Source organism: Planktotalea sp., from assembly GCF_050633725.1.
Taxonomy (GTDB): domain Bacteria; phylum Pseudomonadota; class Alphaproteobacteria; order Rhodobacterales; family Rhodobacteraceae; genus Planktotalea.
This window is the reverse complement of sequence record NZ_JBOEHB010000005.1, coordinates 32,625-53,513: the sequence shown is the minus strand read 5'-3', so window position 1 is coordinate 53,513 and position 20,889 is coordinate 32,625. Positions and strand designations below refer to the sequence as shown.

Annotated in this window: 22 protein-coding genes; 12 read left to right on the top strand and 10 right to left on the bottom strand. The window is 53.3% G+C overall.

What is annotated here, in order from left to right; genetic code table 11:
• Positions 1-100 precede the first annotated feature (100 nt).
• From rpsO to ACRBCU_RS06425, 4 genes are all read right to left on the bottom strand, one after another.
• Entirely contained in the window at positions 101-370 is a 270-nt protein-coding gene (rpsO, locus tag ACRBCU_RS06440) for a 30S ribosomal protein S15 (protein ID WP_348495409.1), read from the bottom strand.
• Between the two features lie 159 nt (positions 371-529).
• Positions 530-1,516, bottom strand: coding sequence for a calcium-binding protein (locus tag ACRBCU_RS06435; protein WP_431364556.1), 987 nt, complete (start codon positions 1,514-1,516; stop codon positions 530-532).
• Between the two features lie 75 nt (positions 1,517-1,591).
• On the bottom strand, positions 1,592-1,876 hold the full coding sequence (locus ACRBCU_RS06430; protein WP_431364555.1) for a DUF5665 domain-containing protein: 285 nt from the start codon (positions 1,874-1,876) through the stop codon (positions 1,592-1,594).
• Positions 1,869-2,387: a DUF1643 domain-containing protein gene (locus tag ACRBCU_RS06425; protein ID WP_431364554.1), complete on the bottom strand. Its 519-nt coding sequence runs from the start codon at positions 2,385-2,387 to the stop codon at positions 1,869-1,871. Before ACRBCU_RS06425 ends, ACRBCU_RS06430 begins: the two co-directional genes overlap by 8 nt.
• Before the next feature lie 85 nt (positions 2,388-2,472).
• Between ACRBCU_RS06425 and ACRBCU_RS06420 the strand changes: the two genes are divergently transcribed.
• Positions 2,473-2,841: a VOC family protein gene (locus ACRBCU_RS06420; protein WP_431364553.1), complete on the top strand. Its 369-nt coding sequence runs from the start codon at positions 2,473-2,475 to the stop codon at positions 2,839-2,841.
• 3 nt (positions 2,842-2,844) lie between these two features.
• Here the strand turns inward: ACRBCU_RS06420 and truB are convergent, their stop codons facing one another.
• From truB to rbfA, 3 genes are read right to left on the bottom strand one after another with little or no spacing between them, the layout of a single operon-like run.
• On the bottom strand, positions 2,845-3,753 hold the full coding sequence (truB, locus tag ACRBCU_RS06415; protein ID WP_431364552.1) for a tRNA pseudouridine(55) synthase TruB: 909 nt from the start codon (positions 3,751-3,753) through the stop codon (positions 2,845-2,847).
• Between the two features lie 58 nt (positions 3,754-3,811).
• Positions 3,812-4,555: a phosphodiester glycosidase family protein gene (locus tag ACRBCU_RS06410; protein WP_431364551.1), complete on the bottom strand. Its 744-nt coding sequence runs from the start codon at positions 4,553-4,555 to the stop codon at positions 3,812-3,814.
• Positions 4,552-4,983: a 30S ribosome-binding factor RbfA gene (rbfA, locus tag ACRBCU_RS06405; RefSeq protein ID WP_431364550.1), complete on the bottom strand. Its 432-nt coding sequence runs from the start codon at positions 4,981-4,983 to the stop codon at positions 4,552-4,554. The genes ACRBCU_RS06410 and rbfA overlap by 4 nt, the downstream gene beginning before the upstream one ends.
• An 83-nt stretch (positions 4,984-5,066) precedes the next feature.
• Here rbfA and dapB point away from each other — a divergent pair, with 83 nt between their 5' ends.
• On the top strand, positions 5,067-5,876 hold the full coding sequence (dapB, locus tag ACRBCU_RS06400; RefSeq protein WP_431364549.1) for a 4-hydroxy-tetrahydrodipicolinate reductase: 810 nt from the start codon (positions 5,067-5,069) through the stop codon (positions 5,874-5,876).
• Between the two features lie 14 nt (positions 5,877-5,890).
• Here dapB and ACRBCU_RS06395 read toward each other — a convergent pair whose 3' ends face one another.
• Positions 5,891-6,064, bottom strand: coding sequence for a DUF1674 domain-containing protein (locus ACRBCU_RS06395; protein WP_431364548.1), 174 nt, complete (start codon positions 6,062-6,064; stop codon positions 5,891-5,893).
• 80 nt (positions 6,065-6,144) lie between these two features.
• On the opposite strand from ACRBCU_RS06395, the gene ACRBCU_RS06390 reads away from it, so the two are divergent.
• From ACRBCU_RS06390 to ACRBCU_RS06360, 7 genes are all read left to right on the top strand, one after another.
• The gene (locus tag ACRBCU_RS06390) at positions 6,145-7,416 is read left to right on the top strand and encodes an RsmB/NOP family class I SAM-dependent RNA methyltransferase (RefSeq protein ID WP_431364547.1); all 1,272 of its coding nucleotides are present in this window, start codon (positions 6,145-6,147) and stop codon (positions 7,414-7,416) included.
• Positions 7,417-7,503: 87 nt separating this feature from the next.
• Positions 7,504-9,246: a heparinase II/III family protein gene (locus tag ACRBCU_RS06385; protein WP_431364546.1), complete on the top strand. Its 1,743-nt coding sequence runs from the start codon at positions 7,504-7,506 to the stop codon at positions 9,244-9,246.
• 20 nt (positions 9,247-9,266) lie between these two features.
• Complete coding sequence (purH, locus tag ACRBCU_RS06380; protein WP_431364545.1) at positions 9,267-10,856, top strand: bifunctional phosphoribosylaminoimidazolecarboxamide formyltransferase/IMP cyclohydrolase; 1,590 nt, start codon at positions 9,267-9,269, stop codon at positions 10,854-10,856.
• 25 nt (positions 10,857-10,881) lie between these two features.
• Positions 10,882-11,352, top strand: coding sequence for a signal peptidase II (gene lspA / locus ACRBCU_RS06375; protein WP_431364544.1), 471 nt, complete (start codon positions 10,882-10,884; stop codon positions 11,350-11,352).
• 163 nt (positions 11,353-11,515) lie between these two features.
• On the top strand, positions 11,516-11,950 hold the full coding sequence (locus ACRBCU_RS06370; protein ID WP_431364543.1) for a DUF3035 domain-containing protein: 435 nt from the start codon (positions 11,516-11,518) through the stop codon (positions 11,948-11,950).
• Between the two features lie 121 nt (positions 11,951-12,071).
• Positions 12,072-13,427 carry a M16 family metallopeptidase gene (locus ACRBCU_RS06365; RefSeq protein WP_431364542.1) on the top strand — a complete coding sequence of 452 codons (1,356 nt, stop codon included), beginning with the start codon at positions 12,072-12,074 and terminating at the stop codon, positions 13,425-13,427.
• Positions 13,424-14,728, top strand: a complete 1,305-nt coding sequence (locus tag ACRBCU_RS06360) for a M16 family metallopeptidase (RefSeq protein ID WP_431364541.1) — start codon at positions 13,424-13,426, stop codon at positions 14,726-14,728. Before ACRBCU_RS06365 ends, ACRBCU_RS06360 begins: the two co-directional genes overlap by 4 nt.
• Before the next feature lie 39 nt (positions 14,729-14,767).
• Here the strand turns inward: ACRBCU_RS06360 and ACRBCU_RS06355 are convergent, their stop codons facing one another.
• Positions 14,768-15,805 (bottom strand): alpha/beta hydrolase family protein, encoded by a 1,038-nt coding sequence (locus ACRBCU_RS06355; protein WP_431364540.1) that lies wholly within the window; start codon positions 15,803-15,805, stop codon positions 14,768-14,770.
• A gap of 128 nt (positions 15,806-15,933) precedes the next feature.
• Here ACRBCU_RS06355 and ACRBCU_RS06350 point away from each other — a divergent pair, with 128 nt between their 5' ends.
• The gene (locus tag ACRBCU_RS06350; protein ID WP_431364539.1) at positions 15,934-16,965 is read left to right on the top strand and encodes a helix-turn-helix domain-containing protein; all 1,032 of its coding nucleotides are present in this window, start codon (positions 15,934-15,936) and stop codon (positions 16,963-16,965) included.
• 26 nt (positions 16,966-16,991) lie between these two features.
• On the opposite strand, the gene dapA is transcribed toward ACRBCU_RS06350, so the two are convergent.
• A complete protein-coding gene (gene dapA, locus ACRBCU_RS06345) occupies positions 16,992-17,867 on the bottom strand; it encodes a 4-hydroxy-tetrahydrodipicolinate synthase (RefSeq protein ID WP_431364538.1) in 876 nt (291 codons plus the stop codon).
• A gap of 153 nt (positions 17,868-18,020) precedes the next feature.
• Here dapA and ACRBCU_RS06340 point away from each other — a divergent pair, with 153 nt between their 5' ends.
• Both ACRBCU_RS06340 and ACRBCU_RS06335 read left to right on the top strand, forming a co-directional pair.
• Entirely contained in the window at positions 18,021-19,952 is a 1,932-nt protein-coding gene (locus ACRBCU_RS06340) for a lytic transglycosylase domain-containing protein (protein WP_431364537.1), read from the top strand.
• 224 nt (positions 19,953-20,176) lie between these two features.
• Entirely contained in the window at positions 20,177-20,887 is a 711-nt protein-coding gene (locus tag ACRBCU_RS06335; protein WP_431364536.1) for an MlaA family lipoprotein, read from the top strand.
• Positions 20,888-20,889: the final 2 nt, after the last annotated feature.

Below are 20,889 nucleotides of genomic sequence, written 5' to 3'. Positions count from 1 at the left end.
GCCCAAGGGCAAACATATCACTGGACCCAGCGAGTCACACAAAGCAAAACACCCGCCTTTTTCAAGGCGGGTGTTTCGAATTCGAGGGCTTGGAGCGCGCTTAGCGACGCAGACCCAGACGCTTGATGAGGTCTTGGTAACGTGCCTCGTCCTTGGCACGTGTGTAGTCCAGCAGCTTACGGCGCAGCGCGACCATCTTCAGCAGACCGCGGCGACCGTGGTTGTCTTTTTTGTGTGTCTTGAAGTGCTCTGTCAGTGTCGCGATGCGCGAGGACAGGATAGCAACTTGAACTTCTGGTGAACCTGTATCGCCTTCTTTGGTGGCGAATTCTTTCATCAGACGTGCTTTTTCTTCTGGTGTAATCGACATCGGGGTCTCCTTTAAAAGGTTAAGGGTTGATGGCGCAGGCCGGGATGTCGTCCAGCAAGGCCCATGGAGGTCGTTCTTTAGAATCGCCCTACGGCAAGTAGGGATGGGCGCGTTTAGGCCAATTCGTGCAGATTTGAAAGAGGAAAAGACCTGCGCGATTTAGGCGCGTTGCATCAAGGTAATATCTGACATGGCTGGCGCGTCTCCCGAAACCAGCGCGACGGTTTCACCGTTTGCTTGCACAAACCATTCATCGTCTGTTTCAGGGCTTTCCGATATTGTGAGATCAGGGGCATCGCTATCTGCGTCATAGAGAACGACCAGGGTATCCAACCCACTTTCGAAATCCCAAATGCGAACCTGCTCTGGCGTATCTGGTTGAAGAACGATCGAGTCGGCACCATCGCCACCAGAAACTTCATCTGTGGCACCAGCAAAGATCGTATCGTTGCCATCGCCGCCGTTAAGTGAGTCAGCACTATGATCTGCGTTTTCCCAACCCTCCAACACATCGTCACCAGTCCCAGCAAAGATCAAATCTTGCCCCGCGCCACCGCTGAACAGGTCGTTGCCTGAACTGCCAATTAGCGTGTCATCTCCCGCGCCTCCAAATAGGACATCTTCTCCTTCACCGCCAAAAAGACTGTCATTGCCAAGCCCGCCCGAAAGAAGGTCGTTACCCGCGTTTCCCGCGAGGGTATCATCCCCTTTTCCGCCAGCTAGGTTGTCAGACCCTTGATCGCCGAATAGGGCGTCAAAACCTGCGCCGCCGTTAAGGAAGTCATCGCCGCCGTTGCCGTGGAGCGCATCGCTTCCCCGTCCCCCATCAAGCGTATCGGACCCACCCCCGGCCATAACATTGTCATCGCCTTCGCCACCAGAAATGTCGTCAGCGGTGTTCGTGCCGATCAGCAGATCATCGCCATCGGTTTCTTGGTTTGGAAGGGTTTGGGTGTCGCCATTGTCATCAATGAAAGACAAAAGATCGGTTGAGGTATCACCGACCTGCTGGAAAGAGCCATCAGCATCGAGATTGTCGGCGTCGCGCTGCTCAGCGTCTTCGTCTTCACTGTGGTCGCTGCTTGGTTCAATCAGCATGATCGAGCCAAGCGCCATCATTCCCAACAGTCCTGCTAAAATCAGCATTGCACACCTCGGCCTTCATTTTCCGAAAGTGTTCCAGAAACAAAGGTTTCAGGCAAAGCTCATTAGATCAATTGGTTAACGGCCTCGGGGCGTCGTGGTTGGAACTTCGATCCAATCAATAAGCTGTCTTGTGAAGTCGCCAATGATCGGGATGAACTCAAATTGCGACAACCACCATACGAGAAACGAAACGAGAATGGATGCGCCCAGAACGGAGCCTAAACCAAAAGCCAACCCCCGTGTGAATTGGAAAAGAATCAATTTCCACAAGGAGTTATGAATGCGGATAAAGCGATGCTTGTTTAAGGTTTCCAGCTCGCTTGTAAGTTTATCCAAGCGCTGTTGCGTGTCATCATTCATCTGGGGCTTCCCAAAGTTTTGGTTGCTCGGTGTACGCGATGTAAAGGGGGTGTTTGGGGTGGCCTGCTTTGCTGAGACCGAGGTGGTAGAGTGGTTTACCATGTTCGCGTAAAAGCGCTTCAACCGCCGCGCCGCGGTCTAGATGAGCGCCGTGCGTTCCCCAAGCTGCGATGATTTGATCCGCTTCATTACACATTTTGAGAATCATTTCGTCATTGGCGGGGCCAACAGGTTCGCGGGCCGCCTTCATCATGCGCGGATCAGTGTCGCGCCATGCGAAAATATTGGTCACAGTGAAACTGCCACATCCCAGCGCACGGGCACGTCTTTCGCAACGTTCGACGGTTGGATCGTTTTGTACTTCTGTTGCGGTGGATGGATTGAGCATCACAAAATGAACGCGCGTTCCAGCGTTATCCCAGACGCGTGTCAAAGCATACCGATAGCGTTCGCAATCAGAATAGATCGCAGTAGAGGGCGCATCACCTTTGGTGTGGGTTCGGGTAATCATATGCTGCTTATGCCTTAAACCCACAAAGGTGCAAATGTTCGAGAGCAACGTGTTAGCTTGGTGTTGCAAAAGGAAAGGGAACACGATGCAGCTAGGAGCATTTTCGATCAGTTTGGCGGTCAAAGACCTATCTAAGTCTATAGCCTTCTATGAAGATTTAGGGTTTTCGAACTTTAGCGGGACCCAAGATCATGGCTACGTGATTATGAAGAATAGCGATACATTGATTGGGCTGTTTCAAGGGATGTTCGAGCAGAACATGCTGACGTTTAACCCCGGTTGGGATCAGAACGCTGCTGAGATCGACCCATTTGAGGACGTTCGCGCGCTAAGGGAAACTCTTGCCAAAGCTGGCCATACCATTGAGCATGAAGGTGGAGGCGAGAGCGGCCCAGCTAGTTTTGTCGTCACTGACCTGGACGGTAATCCGATCTTGATTGATCAACACCGCTAAAGATTAGCGAACGAAAACGCGTGAGGGATGTAGCTCACCTGCTTTATAGATGCCAACGGCAACGGCTTTGCCATCTAAAGAGGCCCAAGCTTCGTCGCCATACTCGATGCCGTCCGCTGCGAAGACCATTCCGGGGTTGCCGTTTCGCAATTTGGCGGCACCTTCTTCAGAGCATTTGAGTTCAACAAGATCATCAAGGCCGATTTCCAACGGCTGGATATGGTCATCTAATTCAGGGGTACGGGCGAGTTCGTTTATTTGTTCGAGCGAAATACCGTTCTCGGCTTCGAATGGGCCAGACCAAATTCGGCGGAGCTTCAAAACATGACCATAACAGCCGAGCGCAGCACCTAAGTCGCGCGCGATGGAGCGCACATAGCCACCTTTACCGCAGGTCATTTCCAATTCGATATGGTCCTGATCGATGCGATCTATGAGCAAGAGCTCTTCCACCCATAGCGGGCGGGCTGCCAGTTCAATATCTTCTCCATCGCGCGCAAGCTTATACGCGCGTTGACCGTCAATTTTTACGGCTGAAAACTTTGGGGGAACCTGCTCAATATCGCCGATGAAACCCTGTAACGCTTCAGCAATCTCGGCGTCATCGGGACGCAGATCGCTTTCTTGAATGATCTCGCCTTCTGCGTCGTCGGTGTTTGTCGCTTGGCCCAAACGCACGGTAAAGCGATAGGCCTTGAGAGCATCGGTGATGTAAGGAACGGTTTTTGTTGCTTCACCCAATGCGACAGCAAGAACGCCTGTCGCTTCTGGGTCAAGCGTACCGGCGTGGCCGGCTTTCTTCGCTTCTAGCGCCCATTTCACTTTATTTACGACAGCAGTCGAGGTGAGCCCAGCGGGTTTATCAACCACAAGCCAGCCAGAAATATCGCGACCTTTGCGTTTACGTGCCATGGGACTGCCCTTTGAATGTTTGAAGGCGCCGCCTAAACAATTGATACGCGCGCGTCAATTACTCAGCAGGGACAACCGTGCCAACAATCGGTCCCAGAGGTTCCATCAACCAGCTTGCTCCCGATGAGCCGATGCTTGGCGCATAGAGACGCGAAATGTTGCCATCGAAGTAGAGCGCGTTCGGTGTTTGCAAGGCGTCACGAAAGAAAGAACCAAATTCATGGAAAGTCACCGTATTGCGGGAGATCACGAAGCGCGCTTTTGTTCCGTCTGCATTGATGCCGACGCCGTTGCGGATATAGCGTGATGTGCTGTCGATCAAAAAACGCGGGTGCAAGGCACCGTTGATAACCAACATCGGGCCTGATTGGCTGGCGTATTTGCAATTGCGCGGTCGTTTAGCGAACGCGCGCGATTCAACGATATGAACCCGGCTTTCATCAACGCAGAAAACACCGTTTGGCAGCAGCCCGAAATTTCCGGGCCCATCGGATGTTATAAGTCGTTGCGCTTGCTCGCCGTTTTCAAGGTATAGCCCAACAGGCGCACGATCTTCGTGATACATGCCCGCGTTCATCGCAAAGCCAAGGGTTTTGCCAGTTTTCGCGAGTTCGGAATTTAGCGCGGAAAAATGCCCATGAAAGTCGCCGTCTTCGTTTTTCAAAAACAGACGGAGGTCTTCTTTGGCGAGATCAACATCGCAAATAGCGTAACGATTGCCATTGTATTTCGTCTCGCGGCACTCAGCGGCCAATAGGGGCGCTGCAATGAAGGTCAATATGGCCGCAAGGCGCAAGATCATTCTTCGGATGCCTCATCAGCTTGGCGATCTTCAGCGCGCGCAATGTCTTTGCGCACGTGATCTTGTTCGAACAAGCGACGTGTTTCGTCCATTTTGTCAAAGGTTTCATCAAGCCGGAAGCGCATCTCTGGTGAATGTTTGAGCGCCAGCTTTTTGTTGATTAACTGGCGTAGCTCCCATTTGTTCTTGGCCAACAGCGCGATGATTTCGTCTTTGCCTTCGCCGCCAAGAGGAAGGGCATAGACCGTCGCAACACGCAAATCAGGTGAAACGCGAACCTCGCCGATTGTCACAGACAAACGGTTCAGATCAGGGTCATGAACATCGCCGCGCTGAAGGATTTCCGACAAAGCACGACGGATCAATTCGCCAACACGAAGTTGACGTTGCGAAGGGCCGGAGCCGCGGGAGGAAGATTTCTTAGCCATCTGACCCATCTAAGGGCTATCGACGTCTTTGCCAAGCTGTGGCTTGCGGGTTATGCAGGGCCAAAGAGACAAGGAATATCCCGATGAGTGACACCCCAGGAATAGTCGTAACCGGCGCATCAGGCCGAATGGGCCAAATGCTGATCCAAACGATCTTGGAAAGCAAAGCGGCGCGTTTGGTCGGCGCTCTAGAACGCGAAGGCCATGATTGGGTTGGTCGCGATGTGGGTGTTGCGATGGGTGGCACAGAAATTGGTGTTGTTACTACGGACGATCCGCTTGAAGCCTTTTCCAAAGCGCAAGCGGTGATTGATTTCACGGCTCCGGCCGCGTCGGTTGCATTTGCTGGCTTGGCTGCGCAAGCACGTGCCGTGCATGTTATCGGTACAACCGGTTTTGACGACAGTCACCTTGCGGCAATAAAAGCGGCGTCTCATCATGCAACAATTGTACGCGCAGGGAACATGAGCCTTGGGGTTAATTTGCTAACCCAGCTTACGAAAAAGGTGGCCGCTGCATTGGATGAGGATTTCGACATCGAGGTGATCGAAGCGCACCATAACATGAAGGTGGATGCGCCTTCTGGTACGGCGTTGATGCTCGGCGAGGCCGCTGCGGAAGGTCGCGGTGTTGCTTTGGCGGATGTACGCGATAGCGGGCGTGACGGAATAACTGGCGCGCGCAAGCGTGGTGACATCGGTTTCACGGCAATTCGTGGCGGCGACATAGTGGGTGAACACGATGTGCTTTTCGCCTCCGCAGGCGAGCGAATCGTCTTGCGGCACATGGCGACGGATCGGCGCGTGTTTTCTCGAGGCGCGCTCAAAGCTGCGATTTGGGGGCAGGGCAAAGCGCCGGGTGAATATGATATGTTGGATGTTTTGGGTCTGTAACAAAGAGCGATAGATCAAAAATCTATCGCAATGCCCTTTTTCTCCCAATCGCCGAATCGAACCGGCTCAGGGCCATCACGACCACCTAGTTCTGTCGCAAGACCAAGGTCCTTTGCCTTTTTGCGGCGCTCTTCCGCTTCCGCTAGCGCGCGTTTGGCAGCGTCTGGCATGTCTTTCTCAGCGCTCATTTTTGCGCTCCTTTCCTTGGCGTGTTCCCCTTGATATACGCCGCCAGACACAAACAGCAAGCGGCGCAAAGGGCGACACGATGGCAGATAACGGTGTAGCGGCGCGGCGCGCGGCGGCAGGATTGCTGGGACAAGTCCTAGGTGAGCAGGTGATGTTGTCAGAGGCGCTGGGCGCTTCATTCATGTTGAAACTTCCCTATGAAGAGCGCGCACGCGCGCAGCGCCTAGCTACAGAAACGCTACGTTCGCTTGAGCGGGTCGACCGTATTTTGAAGCCTTTCATGCGTAAAGCGCCCCCGCTTGCGGTCCATAATGTGCTGCGCATCGCCACTTACGAGCTATGCACAGGCGGCGCGGCGCATGGCGTTGTCAATGATGCAGTGACCAGTGTTGGTGCGAATAGCCGAACGGTTAAGCTAAAGGGGCTAACGAACGCTGTTCTGCGTAAGGTCGTTGAAAAAGGGCCAGAGGAATGGGCAAAACTACGCGTTCCACGACTGCCAAAGTGGTTGCGTGGCCCTCTATCCAAGGCTTATGGCTCGGAGAATGTTGGACGCATTGAACGGGTTCACTTTGCTGGCGCACCTTTGGATTTGACGCCCAAACAGGATGCTTCTGCCTTAGCCGCAGCGGTTGATGGTACGCTTTTGCCGACGGGATCTGTGCGTATTGATAGCGCGGTTCAAGTGTCTGGCCTTGCGGGCTATCAAGAGGGCGATTGGTGGGTGCAAGATGCTGCTGCGGCTTTGCCCGTGCATATCCTCGCACCACAAAAGGGCGAGAAGATTGTTGATCTATGCTGCGCTCCCGGCGGAAAGACCATGCAGATTGCTGCAAGTGGCGCTGATGTAACGGCGGTTGATACATCCGAGCGCCGGATGCAGCGCGTGCGCGAAAATCTGGATCGCTCCAAGTTGGACGCAGAATTGGTCGTTGGTGACGCGTTGGAAGTGGAGGGGCAATACGATGCGGTTCTGCTTGATGCACCATGTTCAGCGACTGGAACGATTCGTCGCCATCCAGATTTGCCGTTGGTTAAAGATGGTTCAGAGTTCGGTGAATTGATCGAATTGCAGGCGCAGATGTTGGCGCATGCGATAACGTTGCTCAAACCTGGGGGGCGTTTGCTCTTTTGCACCTGTTCTTTGCTTCCTGATGAAGGCGAATGCCAAATCGAAGATCTGTTGGAGGTTCATCCAGAGCTCGAAGTTGATCGCGAAGCGCTGAAGATGGACGGAATAAGCCAAGAATGGATCACCGAAGAAGGTGGATTGCGCCTGCGTCCTGACTTTTGGGCCGATCAGGGCGGTATGGATGGATTTTACATCGCACTGCTTCGCAAACCTCTCTAGCGCGTGATTTCGGCGGTGACTTTGGACCGCGCGCGCGGTAGAGTGCTGTCGAGAAAACGCGCCACAAGAGCGTAAAAGGCAGAGCAGATGTCCAGAGGGAATAAATGGTCAGCGCGGGTTAACCGTGCCATGCACCGCGTTCACGCGCGTCTTGTGACCCGTCAAACGGCGGCGAACGGATTCGTCTCGCAGCCCGAACCTCGAACAATCGGTAGCTTTGCAAAAGGACGTCAGCTCAGCGCGGGCAATATCATGTTCGCGGGACACTTGGTCGAAGCGCCCAAGATGAGCCTTTGGCAAATTACATCCCCTGATGCGGCTTTTGCCGATGAGGCACATGGCTTTAGCTGGCTGGATGATCTTGCAGCCGTTGGCGATCTTGCGGCGCGTGAAGCGGCGCAGACATGGGTTTGGGACTGGATAGACACCTATGGGCGCGGAAAAGGCCCGGGCTGGGTGCCGGGTTTGACGGGGCGCCGTCTTATTCGTTGGATCAATCACGCATTGTTTTTGCTGCGCGGCCAAGAGGCTGAGGAAGCAAAGCAGTTTTACCGCTCGCTTACGCAACAAACCAAGTTCCTTGCGCGTAGATGGCATAAGACGGAACCGGGTTTGGCGCGTTTTGAGGCACTGACAGGAATGATCTATGCGGGATTGTCGCTGAGCGGCATGGAGGCACATGTTGCCCCCGCGGTGAAAGCACTCGCGCAGGCTTGCGAAGATCAAATTGACGTTGAAGGTGGCATTCCCACCCGCAATCCAGAAGAATTGCTGGATGTTTTCACATTGATCACTTGGGCCGCTGTAAGCTTGCGAGAGGCGGGAATAACCCCATCCCAAGCGCATTTGGACGCGATTGAGCGAATCGCGCCGACGTTGCGAACACTGCGGCATTCAGACGGGAGCCTTGCGCGGTTTCATGGGGGAGGGCGCGGCGTTGATGGGCGACTTGATCAATCGCTCGTTAATTCGGAAGTGCGAAGGACTCAGTCGGAGGGCCTTTCGATGGGCTTTGCACGTCTTTCTGGCGGTAGAACCAGCATTGTCGTTGATGCAAATGCGCCCCCAAAGGGATTGGCGTCACATAATGCCCATGCATCGACGCTCGCTTTTGAGTTAACTTCGGGTCGTCGGCCGTTAATTGTGAATTGCGGATCAGGAAAAGCCTTTGGTGAAGAATGGCGTCGTGCAGGGCGGGCGACCCAATCGCATTCGGTTCTGTCGATTGATGGGTATTCCAGCGCGCGTTTCGCGGCGTCGGGCAGCAAAAAGCGCAAACTTGAGTTGCTTGTCGATACGCCCAAACATGTTCCGGCGCAGGTTAGCCAAGCGCCTGATGGCGTTCGCTTGCAAGCAGGGCATGACGGATATGACAGCACGCACGGATTAACCCATGCGCGTACCTTGGAGCTAACGTTTAACGGACGCGGCCTCGCTGGCGAAGATATGCTTGTTGCGCTAGAGGATTCGTCCAAGAAGCGTTTTGACGCGCGCATGGATGAGTTGAGCCTGCAAGGCGTTGCTTTCTCCATCCGATTCCATTTGCATCCTGACGTGGACGCCGCGCTTGATATGGGGGGCGCTGCCGTGTCGATGGCGCAAAAAAGCGGGGAACTTTGGGTGTTTCGCCACGATGGAGTGGCCAAACTTAGCCTCGAACCGAGTGTTTTTCTCGAAAAAGGCCGTTTGCAGCCACGCGCGACAAAACAGATTGTTTTAACTGGGCGCGCAATGGACTATGCGACCCGCATCCGGTGGTCGCTTTCGAAAACCCAAGATACTGCGGTTGGCGTGCGTGATCTCGTTCCGGATGACGAAATGCAATTTTAGAGTTCAGGATCCTGACTGCCATGACCGATCTTTCCCCCATTCGCCGCGCTTTGCTATCTGTATCTGATAAAACGGGGCTGATTGATCTTGGCCGTGCGCTGTCTGCGCGCGGAGTTGAATTACTATCAACAGGTGGAAGCGCAAAAGCATTGCGCGATGCTGGCCTTGAGGTGCGTGATGTTGCGGATGTGACGGGCTACCCTGAGATGATGGATGGTCGCGTGAAAACGCTGCACCCCGCGGTTCACGGTGGTCTGCTGGCACTGCGCGACAATGATGCGCATGTGGCGGCAATGGACGAACACAACATCGGCGCGATCGACCTGCTGGTTGTGAACCTCTACCCGTTCGAAGAGACGGTTGCTAAGGGCGGCGATTACGAGGATTGCATCGAAAACATCGACATTGGCGGCCCAGCGATGATCCGCGCGGCTGCGAAGAACCATGCCTTTGTGAACGTCGTTGTGGACGTAGAAGACTATGACGCGCTTTTAGCAGAGCTTGATGCTAACGATGGCCAAACCACTTATGCCTTCCGCCAAGGTTTGGCACAGACAGCTTATGCGCGCACTGGAGCATATGACGCGGCGGTTTCCACGTGGATGGCCGATGCGCTGGGCAACACTGCGCCGCGTCGCCGCGCGTTCGCGGGCACTCTGTCTCAGACATTGCGTTACGGTGAGAACCCGCACCAAACGGCAGCGTTCTACACGGATGGTACCGAGCGTGCCGGCGTCGCGACAGCTGTTCAGCATCAAGGCAAAGAGCTGAGCTATAACAACATCAACGACACGGATGCGGCGTTCGAATTGGTCGCTGAGTTTGATCCCGCCGATGGCGCAGCCTGCGCGATCATCAAGCACGCAAACCCTTGCGGCGTTGCGCTGGGCGGCTCGCTGATCGAAGCCTATAAGAGCGCTTTTGATTGTGACCGCACCTCTGCGTTCGGCGGTATCGTCGCGTTGAACCAACCCTTGGATGAGGAAACCGCGAAAGAGATCGTTGGCATCTTTACCGAGGTTGTCATCGCGCCCGGTGCATCCGATGCCGCGCGCGAAGTCTTCGCGGCCAAGAAGAACCTGCGCTTGCTGACAACCGACGGCCTGCCAGACAATCGCGCAGGTGGTCTGACCTATCGTCAGGTTGCAGGCGGTATGCTGGTGCAAGACAAAGACGTTGGTTTCGTTGGCATGGATGATCTGAAGGTTGTGACTAAGGTTGCTCCAACTGACGCGCAAATGCGGGATCTTCTCTTCGCTTGGAAAGTCGGAAAACACGTCAAATCCAACGCGATTGTCTATGTGAAGGACGGCGCAACGGTTGGCGTTGGCGCAGGTCAAATGAACCGTCTTGATAGTGCTCTGATCGCTGCGAAAAAGGCGGAGCGCATGGCAGAGGTTCTTGGACTTGAAACACCTCTCAGTGTTGGTTCCGCAGTTGCGTCGGATGCGTTCTTCCCGTTTGCGGACGGTTTGATGGAAGCCGCTGCCGCTGGCGCGTCCTGCGTCATTCAGCCGGGCGGCTCGATGCGTGACGAAGAAGTGATTGCAGCAGCGGATGAGGCTGGCCTTGCGATGGTATTTACTGGTATGCGCCACTTCCGCCACTAAGGTGGAAATCTAAAGGAGGACGCAGATGCGTCTGGTTTTTTGGGCAGGGTTTTGGGTGTTTCTCGCGGATCAAGCGAGCAAATATCTTGTGGTTCACTGGATGAACCTGCGCGAAGTGGGCAGCATTGATGTGCTGCCCCCATTGTTGAACCTGCGTATGGCGTGGAACTATGGGATCAATTTCGGATTGTTCTCTGGCGATACGGACGCAACGCGCTGGATTCTCATTGGCATTGCGCTGATGATTGTTGCTTTTGTTCTCTATTGGCTGCGCAAGGAGAATTTCGGGCGCGTCGGCCTCATTAGTGCAGGCATTCTTGTTGGCGGTGCTTTGGGCAATATCATCGACCGTATTCTTTATGGTGCCGTTGCTGACTTTCTCAACATGAGTTGCTGCGGCTTTAGTAATCCGTTTTCGTTCAACATTGCTGACATCGCGATCTTTGCAGGTGCGTTTGGAATGGTGTTGTTTGCAGGCGAAAGCGAAGAGAAATAGGCGTCGTTTTGCGACTTTTGAAAAGCATAGGTGACGCCGCCTTTTCTATAGGGTAAAAGCACGACGAACGGAGCGGAGTTGAACCATGCGACCGGCGAGCAGTTTGATACTAATTTTGGCCCTTGGTCTCGCAAGTTGCGGGGACAACAAGGGTTTGCGCGATATGACCGATCTTACGGCAGGTCCGGAAGAGTTTGACGTATTGCCAAACAAACCTTTGCAAAAGCCTGACAATTACAAGACTTTGCCAACGCCTACGCCGGGCCAAGCAAATTTGGTTGATGCGACGCCTAAGCAAGATGCAATCGTAGCGCTGGGCGGAAATCCTGCGCGTTTGAACGATAAAAGCGTGCCGCGCAGCGATAGCGCGCTTATTGCGAGTGCATCGCGTTATGGTGTGCCAGGAAATATTCGCGAAACGACCACGGCTGAAGATGCTGCTTTCCGCAAGCGGCGAGGGCGCTTGACGAACATCCGTTTGTTTAAGACTGACAGTTATACGCAAGTCTACAAGCGTCATGTTCTGGATGCCGAACGGACGCTGGATGCGCACCGCCGCGCTGGTCGCAAAACGCCGACAGCGCCGCCCGCAAACTGAATATTCTTTCACGAAGCTGTCAACGCGCTTGAAACATGACCTCTTGCGCGTAGGTTGAGTTCAAGATCGACTGGGCCGACCCCAGATCGTTGTACTAATTGGCCATTTGTGGGGAGCTTTTATGCATTTCGGACGTCGTGTGGTTGGGCTGTTTGCGCTGATCGCAATACCAAGTTTGTCTATTGCTGAGACCGTGCGCTGGGACGATCAGGTGAGCACGTTTGAATTGGACAATGGGATGGAGGTCGTGGTGATCGAGGATCACCGTGCGCCCGTAGTCGTTCATATGATGTGGTACCGCGCTGGCTCAGCTGACGAAAAACCCGGAGTGTCAGGTGTAGCGCATTTTCTCGAACATTTGTTGTTTAAAGCGACGGACAACATGGAAAGCGGTGAGTTTTCCAAGACCGTCGCGGCCAACGGGGGTTCTGATAACGCTTTTACGTCATATGACTATACTGCCTATTTCCAACGCGTCGCCGCGGATCGCCTCGATTTGATGATGCAAATGGAAGCGGAGCGTATGGTTAATCTTCGCTTGTCCGAAGCAGATATTCTGACGGAACGCGAAGTTATTATTGAAGAGCGAAATCAACGCACGGAAAATGATCCAAGCGCACTGTTTGGCGAGCAAGCAAGCGCCTCTCTCTATCTAAATCATCGTTACGGCGTTCCGATTATCGGGTGGCGACACGAGATGGAAACGCTCGGTCTGCAAGATGCGCTTGCCTATTACAAACAATACTATGCGCCTAACAACGCAATCTTGATTGTCGCAGGTGATGTAACGCCCGACGAGGTTAAAGAGTTAGCGATGCGCCACTACGCGCCATTGGCTGCAAACCCGGATTTGCCAGAACGCGCGCGCCCGCAAGAGCCACAGCATAACGCAGCGCGCCGTTTGGAATACAAAGATCCGCGCGTCGCCCAGCCATATGTTAGTCGCACATATCTTGCGCCAGAACGCGATAGCGGTGATCAAAAGGCGGCCGCGGCTTTGATGCTAGGGGCGGCATTGTTAGGCGATGGGCAAACGTCGTTCATGAAGCAAAAGCTTGAATTTGAAGAAAAAAGTGCAGTGTACTCAACCGCCTACTATCGCGGCACAGCTTTAGATGACACGCGTTTTACAACAATTGTCGTGCCTGTTCCTGGCGTGAGCTTGAGCGAAGCGGAAGCAAGCATGGATCGCGTATTGCAAGAGTTCATGGCAACGCCAATTGATCTGGAACACCTTGATCGGATCAAACGTAACCTTCGCGCTCAGGACATATTCGCCAAAGACAACGTGCAGGGGCTCGCCAATCGCTATGGTCGCGCTTTGACCTCTGGCTTGACGATAAAGGACATTCTCGAGTGGCCTGATGTTGTTGAAAGCGTGACGGAAGAGGACATAAAAGCGGCTCTTAAAGACGTGCTCCAAGAGCGTACTTCGGTGACCGGCTGGCTGACGTCAGGTGTGGAGGTGTCACAATGAACCGTATTTTTCTAAGTCTCGTTACGATGCTGTCCATTCTCGCTGCTCCTTTGCGTGCCGACGTGGAGATTCAAGAAGTCACCTCACCAATGGGGTTCAAAGCATGGCTTGTTGAAGATCACACCATACCGTTCATGGCGCTGCGCGTTGGTTTCAAGGGTGGCGCTTCGCTGGATCGACCTGAGAAACGCGGGGCTGTTTCCTTGATGATGGCTTTGCTTGAGGAAGGTACAGGCGAGATGGATTCTCGTGACTTTGCGAAAGCGGTGGATGAACTCTCTACGACTTTCAAGTTTGATACGTCCGACGATTCCGTCAGCATTTCCGCGCGTATGCTGACCGAAAATCGAGACCAAGCTGTCGCCCTTTTGAAAGGTGCGATGACGGCCCCTAGCTTTGATCAAGTCGCAATTGATCGGGTCAAAGGGCAGATTTTTTCGATCCTGCAATCTGACCTAAAAGACCCTAACAAAATCGCTCGCGCGGCATTTGATAAAGCGGCGTTTGCGGATCATCCCTATGGGAGTGATCATAGTGGAACTGTTGAGAGCGTTAAGGCGCTCACGCGAGACGATATACTGGCGGCGCACCGCGATAGCATGGCGCAGGATCGTGTTGTCGTGAGCGCAGTTGGCGATATCTCTCCGCAAGAGCTTGGCGCGCTGATGGATACGCTTTTGGCGGATCTACCTCAGACCGGTGCCCCCATGACCGAGCGCGTTGAGATAGGGTTGGAAGCGGGCGTTAACGTTGTTCCTTATAAGACACCGCAGTCTGTGGCCTTGTTCGGACATCGCGGGATCAAGCGCGACGATCCGGACTTCTTTGCTGCTTATATCGCAAGCACCATTCTAGGTGGCGGCGGTTTTGAAAGCCGTTTGATGGACGAGGTTCGCGATAAGCGCGGGTTAACCTACGGTGTGTATTCGTATCTTGCGACGAAAGATCATGCCGAGCTGGTTGTTGGTCAGGTCGCCTCTGCGAACGATCGGATCGCAGAAGCAATTGAGGTGATCAAAGCAGAATGGGCGCGCATTGCAAACGAAGGTGTGACCCAAGAAGAGCTGGATCATTCCAAGACATATTTGACGGGTGCTTATCCGCTACGATTTGATGGTAACGGTCCGATTGCAAACATTCTTGAGGGAATGCAAATGCAGGACTTGTCGATTGATTATATCAATACGCGAAACGACAAGGTGAACGCAGTCACTTTGGATGAAATCAATCGCGTGATCAAAGAAATCTACCTTCCGGAAGAGTTACATTTCACTGTCGTTGGCCAGCCAGAAGGTCTTTAGAAATCAGCGCGCCACGAGGAAACGTGGCGCGCTGGCTAATCAATGCGCTGCGAAGAATTCGAGCACTGCCTCAGTAATCAAAGCGTGATCAATAACGCGTTCTTCAACGCCATCTTCGCAGATCATACCGTCACCCGGCACCTCGCTTTCAAGAATTGGGATAGCCTTGTCGGTGCATTTCCCTAAGAAATCAAAGTGCGACAAAGAGCTAGGCTCCATGTAGGTGGTCGTGGCTTTCGGTAGGTGTGCCACCAGAGCGCGCGATTCCAGATCAAGATTAAGGCTACCCGCGTTTTCTTGTGGGGCACCGATAACAAGCAACGGAACGTTTATGGCTTGTAAGCTTTCGGGTGAGAAAGTTTGCGTGGCGCCAAGATCAAAAACAGCGATCCCTTTGAGGCGCGGATCATGCAGGTCTTGCTTGATCGCGTCTTTGTCTTCAACGGTTTGGCCTAGCTGCCACATCTGCACGATACCACACAGCAAATCGTCGGGGTTAGCTTCACAGAACCCGTCTACTTTCTCGGGAGAATAGCGTGCACCTGCCAATTGCATTGCAGTCATCCCACCAAGCGAATGGCCTGCCATATAGATGCGTTCCGGATTGATGAGTTGCTTGGTGTCTGGGTTCTCCAGAAGAAAACTGATTGCGCGCGTCACGTCTTTTGGCCGCTGCCAAATTTGACGCGCATCGTCCGGATCGCGCAGCCAAGTGGATGACCCCGGGTGATTGAGCGAGACAGCCATATATCCCTGCTTTACCAATTCAACAGCCAACCAGTTTTGGTTGCGCGCGTTTCCGTAGATGCCATGCGACAGCACAACGAGCGGGAAGTTTCCGGCTATAGGCTCTGCATTTGCTGCGGCTTGAACACCAGCCCAAACAGCATTTGTGTGCTGTGTTTTTAACGCTGTGCCAGCTTCCGCCGGATACCAAAGAATGCCATCGAGCGCGCGTGTATTGCCGTCTTTAATCGCAATGTCGCGCATAGCTGGGGCATAGGTTTCGCCGGCTGTCGCGGAATGGGCAGCGCCAATGCAAAGTGTCAGGGCAAGGGTGTGGATCAAATGTTTCATATCGAACTCCGATGTGTTTGCGTGATACCCATGGAATTGCGCGGCGTGGCCCTCGTGAGCAACGGCGTCAGAGGTCAAAACCTGTCCTGAAACTTGATCTAGGACAGAGAAAACGTGAAAGAGGACACATGCAGGACAACGCGATGTTGGTTCTACCGCTTCCAATTTTGACTGCATTGCTGGGCGGCGCGATAGCGTTGTTGATCCTTCGGCTTGATTTAGGGAGTCGGAAAGCAACGGTTTTGTTCTCGTTGCTCTTTGCTTTGCTTAGCTTTAGCTCGCTGCTTGTTGGCCTGCGCTTTGGGTACGGTATGGACGATCTCATTCTCGTCCAACGCGCTGCTCCGATGTTGGTCGGGCCACTGTTGTATCTAGGGTTTGCCGCCTTCGCTTTGCCGAAAGAACGTTTTAACCGACCTGTCATCTTGCATTTCGGCATTGCCTTTGGCGTTATCGCCGTTGTGATACTGTCCGTAAGACCAATCTATGCGTTCGATTGGGTGATTTCGCTAAGTTACATTTGCTATCTTGTTCTGCTTTGGAGGCTGTGGCGAAAGGGGCCAGATTATTTGGTCCACGCCCACTTTGATGTCGTTCAGAAAGTATCAAATTGGATGTTGCGAGGCATTGTCTTGCTTTCGATCATCCTGCTGACGGATACCGTCATCGCCTTTGATTTTATGCTAAATGGTGGGCGCAACGCCAAAGCTCTCATCTCACTCGCTTCGATTCCGTTTATCTTGTTGTTGTTGGGCTTCATCTTTGTGTTGCCGTCGATGATAGCCGCGCCAAGCAATAGGGGCGCTGTGCTTTTGCAAGGAGAGGGCGATGACAACGAAGCGTTAGAGCAAAAGGCGCGTGAGTTGCTGGACGCAACGCAGCTCTATTTGGAACCCGATCTTTCGGTTCAACGCTTGGCGCGTAGACTTCACGTTCCAGTTCGCGCGTTGTCAGTGGCGATCAATCAAACCCAAGATATGAATGTGTCTCAGTACGTAAACCGCTTTCGCATGGAACATGCGGCAGACTTGCTGCGCGGAACTGATGAAAGTGTTGCGAAAGTCATGGCGCAATCAGGTTTTCTGACGCGCTCAAACTTCTACCGTGAATTTCAAAGGGTTTATGGGCAAACGCCAGCCGCGTACCGCCAAGGCAAATAGGGCAGGGTTATCCTGCCCTAAGTGATTTAGTTGATCAGGCCCGCGTGGCGCATGCCCGCGTCGATCATTGCTTTGGTCTCGTCGGTCAGGCTGGTCAAAGGCGAACGTACTTCGTCGCTGCAAAGGCCGAGCTTGGACAATCCGTATTTCGCGCCTACTAGGCCCGGCTCGGTAAAGATTGCTTTGTGAAGCGGCATCAGGCGATCAGTGATCTCTAATGCGGTCGCGAAGTCACCCTTAAGCGTTGCTTCTTGCATCTGTGCGCAGAGCTTTGGCGCGACGTTTGCTGTCACAGAAATGCAACCCACACCGCCGTGCGCGTTGTAGCCTAGCGCGGTCGCGTCTTCTCCAGATAGTTGGATGAACTCTGTTCCGCAGGTTAGGCGGGTCAAAGGCACGCGCGCCAAATCACCGGTCGCGTCTTTTACGCCCGCAATACGAGGTAGCTTTGCCAGCTCGCCCATTGTCTCTGGAGTCATATCAACCACAGAACGGCCCGGAATATTATAGATGAAGATCGGCAAATCCGAGCTGTCATGGATCGCAGTGTAATGTGCAATCAACCCGCGCTGTGTGGGTTTGTTGTAGTAAGGCGTAACAACCAAAGCGGCATCCGCACCAACCTTTTGCGCACTTTGCACTAGGCGAATGGATTCAAGCGTATTGTTGCTACCTGCGCCCGCGATAACAGGCAGACGACCTGCTGAAGCACGCACAACAGTTTCGACCACTGTATCATGCTCATCATGGGTTAATGTCGGGCTTTCGCCTGTCGTCCCAACAGGAACGAAGCCATGGGTGCCTTCACCAACATGCCACTCAACAAGTTTTTTCAACGTATCCAGATCCAGCTCGCCGTTCTTGAACGGCGTAATCAGTGCGGTTAGAGAACCTTTAAACATGACACGCTCCTTTTCGTTTTGGCAGGCGTAAAGCCCAGATAGAATAACAGTTCGCTTGCGGCGCAAATGATGTTGCAATTGTGAATTGCGGTTCGCGCTGCAAAGACTAGGTTGTTCGGTGTCTATCCTTTGTCATCAAATGAATTGCAAGTCATGATACGTTTTACCCTTTTGCTTTTTCTTACGATATTTGCGCCACTATTGGCGCAGGCGGATAGCCATGCTCCGCTAACCCGCGCCTTTGAAGCAATGCGTGCGGGTGATTGGGCGAGTGCTCGTACTATTTCTAGCGATGTTAGCCCCATCGCTTACGATCTTATCGAGTGGCATCGCTTGCGGGCGGGTGAGGGAACAGCGGAAGAGGTGATGCTTTTCCTTGACCTCAATCCAGATTGGCCGGGTTTGCCTTGGCTGCGCAAAAAAAGCGAACCGGCGATGGAGGATGCGAGCAATGAAGATGTTTTACTGTTCTTCAAGAATGAACTCCCTCAAACAGCGCAAGGCGCGTTGGCACATGCGCGAGCTTTAAAGGCCAATGGTCAAAATGGCAGCGCTGAAGCAGGTTTGGTGCTTGCGTGGCGCAGCATGGCGATCGGGCCTAGCACGCATGCGCGCATGTTGCGGGAGTACGGCAATCTGCTCAAAGATCACCATGTTGCACGCCTTGATATGGTTCTGTGGAACGATTGGAACAGCAACACAGAACGCATGCTTCCGCTGGTTTCTGAGGATTACCAAAAGCTTGCAAAAGCGAGGCAAGGATTGCGCAAGCGCGTGAAGGGCATTGATGGTTTGGTTTCGGCGGTTCCTGCATCGCTCAAGGACGACCCAGGTCTGTCTTACGAGCGTTTCGTTTGGCGCGCGCGCAAAGGGTTAACCAAAGACGCCGTTGATCTCGCCTTGAGTGCAAGCAAGAGCGCAAAATCTCTGGGCGAGCCAGAGCAATGGGCCAACCGGCGCAGATCGCTTTCGCGTCAATTGATGCGAAACAAGGAATACAAGCGCGCGTACGCACTTGCGAGCCAACATCATTTGCAAGAAGGGTCGTCCTTTGCGGATTTGGAATGGCTCAGCGGCTATATTGCGCTGCGGTTTTTGAATAAACCCAGCCAAGCACTAACACACTTCAAAGCCCATCAAGGCGCTGTGGTAACACCTATTTCGCGTGGTCGCGCAGGGTACTGGATAGGACGCGCACATGAAGCCTTGGGCGATTCAAAGGCAGCTAACCTCTCATATGCGGATGGGGCGGAATACCAATCTAGCTTTTATGGCCTTTTGGCTGCGGAACGCGCTGGTGTTTCGTTCGATCAAAGTCTTGCCGGCACGGCAGTCGTACCTGATTGGCGCGGCGCTTCCTTCATGGGTTCAAGCGTGTTTCAAGCGGCGGTTCTTGCGCTTCAAGCAGGCGAGTTAACGGTATCGGAGCGTTTCCTGACTCATCTGACCGAAAGCCTCAGCCCACTTGAAGCTGCACAGCTAGGGCAGGTCGCAATTGATTTGAATGAGCCTCATATCGCTGTCATGATAGGTAAGAGAGCGGCGAGCAAAGGCATAACGATCCCTGCGCCCTACTATGCAATCCACGACCTAGCGAAATCCAAGCACCCAATTGCGACGGAGTTTGCATTGGCGATTGCGCGACGTGAAAGCGAATTTGATCCTGTCGTAATTTCGGGTGCCGGTGCGCGAGGCTTGATGCAGGTGATGCCTGCCACGGCCCAAAACGTCGCAAACGAACTTGGGATAGGGTACGCCAAAGAAAAGCTCACGTCCGATTGGCAATACAATGCGCGTCTTGGAACGGCGTATCTTGCGCGTTTGGAAAAGCAATTTGGCGGTAATCCTGTTATGATGGCAGCTGGTTACAACGCCGGCCCAGGTCGCCCCGTATCTTGGATGAAGACCTATGGTGATCCGCGTCGTGGCCACATCGATATCGTCGATTGGATTGAACACATTCCGTTTCGCGAAACCCGCAATTACGCGATGAGGGTAAGCGAAAGCCTGCCTGTTTATCGCGCAAGATTAGGGAAAAAGCCGCTACCAGTGCCCTTTTCGAAGGAACTGATACAGATACGTTAACTTTCAAACCTTCACCTTTGTCTGCGAATATGCGACGATATCGCAACGCATTTGAAAATTGTTGCCACGCCAGAGTCACATCGCTCCTGTTAGACGGGATCAACTCTGGTTCTTTTGGAAAGTGGCATTAGGTACGACTTGAGAATTTGGCATTGGTGGGCATTGTGAGTCAGCATATTCTACATCGTAGATCGCGTAGAGCTATTTTGGCGCTTGTGGCGTCAATGCTTGTAGCGACGGGTTGTTCGCGGCCCGGCCCCAATGACACTGTAGATGGCGTGTATGATCCACACGAGACAGTGAACCGACAGAACCATGAGCTAAACCGAGCGCTTGATCGAAAATTTGTGCGCCCCGTTGGTGTTGGGTATTCAAACTTTCTTCCGGATGATCTGGAAGACAGTGTTGGAAATTTTGCCTCTAACCTTGGTTTGCCTGGAACGGTCGTAAACAATGTATTGCAGGGCAATATTGAAGGAGCCTTCCGCAACTCTGTTCGGTTTGTAGTAAATACGACGTTAGGATTCGGCGGGTTGTTTGATGCTGCAAGCGACTTTGGAATTGAAGAAATCGACGGCGATTTTGGTCAAACGCTTTATGTTTGGGGCGTGCCCGAGGGAGCTTATGTAGAGCTCCCTGTGCTTGGTCCTTCAACTGAACGCGCAGCAGTTGGTAAAGCAGTTGATCTGTTTACCAATCCTCTGAGCTATGTGTTGCCAAGTCCCGAGAAGTATATTGGAACAGCGGCTGGCGTTGCATCAAAGGTTGGCGATCGTGGCCGGTATGCCGATACGATTGATTCAATTCTCTACAATAGCGCTGATAGCTATTCACAAGCGCAGGGCCTCTATCTGCAAAACCGACGGTTTAAGCTCGGCGATGGCGATGCTGCGGAAGACATAGATCCATTTGAGCTTGATACAGAGGGCTTTTAAGA

Coding starts and splice junctions, on each gene's coding strand:
- rpsO (WP_348495409.1), bottom strand. CDS start 370: ATGTCGATTACACCAGAAGAAAAAGCACGTCTGATGAAAGAATTCGCC.
- ACRBCU_RS06435 (WP_431364556.1), bottom strand. CDS start 1,516: ATGCTGATTTTAGCAGGACTGTTGGGAATGATGGCGCTTGGCTCGATC.
- ACRBCU_RS06430 (WP_431364555.1), bottom strand. CDS start 1,876: ATGAATGATGACACGCAACAGCGCTTGGATAAACTTACAAGCGAGCTG.
- ACRBCU_RS06425 (WP_431364554.1), bottom strand. CDS start 2,387: ATGATTACCCGAACCCACACCAAAGGTGATGCGCCCTCTACTGCGATC.
- ACRBCU_RS06420 (WP_431364553.1), top strand. CDS start 2,473: ATGCAGCTAGGAGCATTTTCGATCAGTTTGGCGGTCAAAGACCTATCT.
- truB (WP_431364552.1), bottom strand. CDS start 3,753: ATGGCACGTAAACGCAAAGGTCGCGATATTTCTGGCTGGCTTGTGGTT.
- ACRBCU_RS06410 (WP_431364551.1), bottom strand. CDS start 4,555: ATGATCTTGCGCCTTGCGGCCATATTGACCTTCATTGCAGCGCCCCTA.
- rbfA (WP_431364550.1), bottom strand. CDS start 4,983: ATGGCTAAGAAATCTTCCTCCCGCGGCTCCGGCCCTTCGCAACGTCAA.
- dapB (WP_431364549.1), top strand. CDS start 5,067: ATGAGTGACACCCCAGGAATAGTCGTAACCGGCGCATCAGGCCGAATG.
- ACRBCU_RS06395 (WP_431364548.1), bottom strand. CDS start 6,064: ATGAGCGCTGAGAAAGACATGCCAGACGCTGCCAAACGCGCGCTAGCG.
- ACRBCU_RS06390 (WP_431364547.1), top strand. CDS start 6,145: ATGGCAGATAACGGTGTAGCGGCGCGGCGCGCGGCGGCAGGATTGCTG.
- ACRBCU_RS06385 (WP_431364546.1), top strand. CDS start 7,504: ATGTCCAGAGGGAATAAATGGTCAGCGCGGGTTAACCGTGCCATGCAC.
- purH (WP_431364545.1), top strand. CDS start 9,267: ATGACCGATCTTTCCCCCATTCGCCGCGCTTTGCTATCTGTATCTGAT.
- lspA (WP_431364544.1), top strand. CDS start 10,882: ATGCGTCTGGTTTTTTGGGCAGGGTTTTGGGTGTTTCTCGCGGATCAA.
- ACRBCU_RS06370 (WP_431364543.1), top strand. CDS start 11,516: ATGACCGATCTTACGGCAGGTCCGGAAGAGTTTGACGTATTGCCAAAC.
- ACRBCU_RS06365 (WP_431364542.1), top strand. CDS start 12,072: ATGCATTTCGGACGTCGTGTGGTTGGGCTGTTTGCGCTGATCGCAATA.
- ACRBCU_RS06360 (WP_431364541.1), top strand. CDS start 13,424: ATGAACCGTATTTTTCTAAGTCTCGTTACGATGCTGTCCATTCTCGCT.
- ACRBCU_RS06355 (WP_431364540.1), bottom strand. CDS start 15,805: ATGAAACATTTGATCCACACCCTTGCCCTGACACTTTGCATTGGCGCT.
- ACRBCU_RS06350 (WP_431364539.1), top strand. CDS start 15,934: ATGCAGGACAACGCGATGTTGGTTCTACCGCTTCCAATTTTGACTGCA.
- dapA (WP_431364538.1), bottom strand. CDS start 17,867: ATGTTTAAAGGTTCTCTAACCGCACTGATTACGCCGTTCAAGAACGGC.
- ACRBCU_RS06340 (WP_431364537.1), top strand. CDS start 18,021: ATGATACGTTTTACCCTTTTGCTTTTTCTTACGATATTTGCGCCACTA.
- ACRBCU_RS06335 (WP_431364536.1), top strand. CDS start 20,177: ATGCTTGTAGCGACGGGTTGTTCGCGGCCCGGCCCCAATGACACTGTA.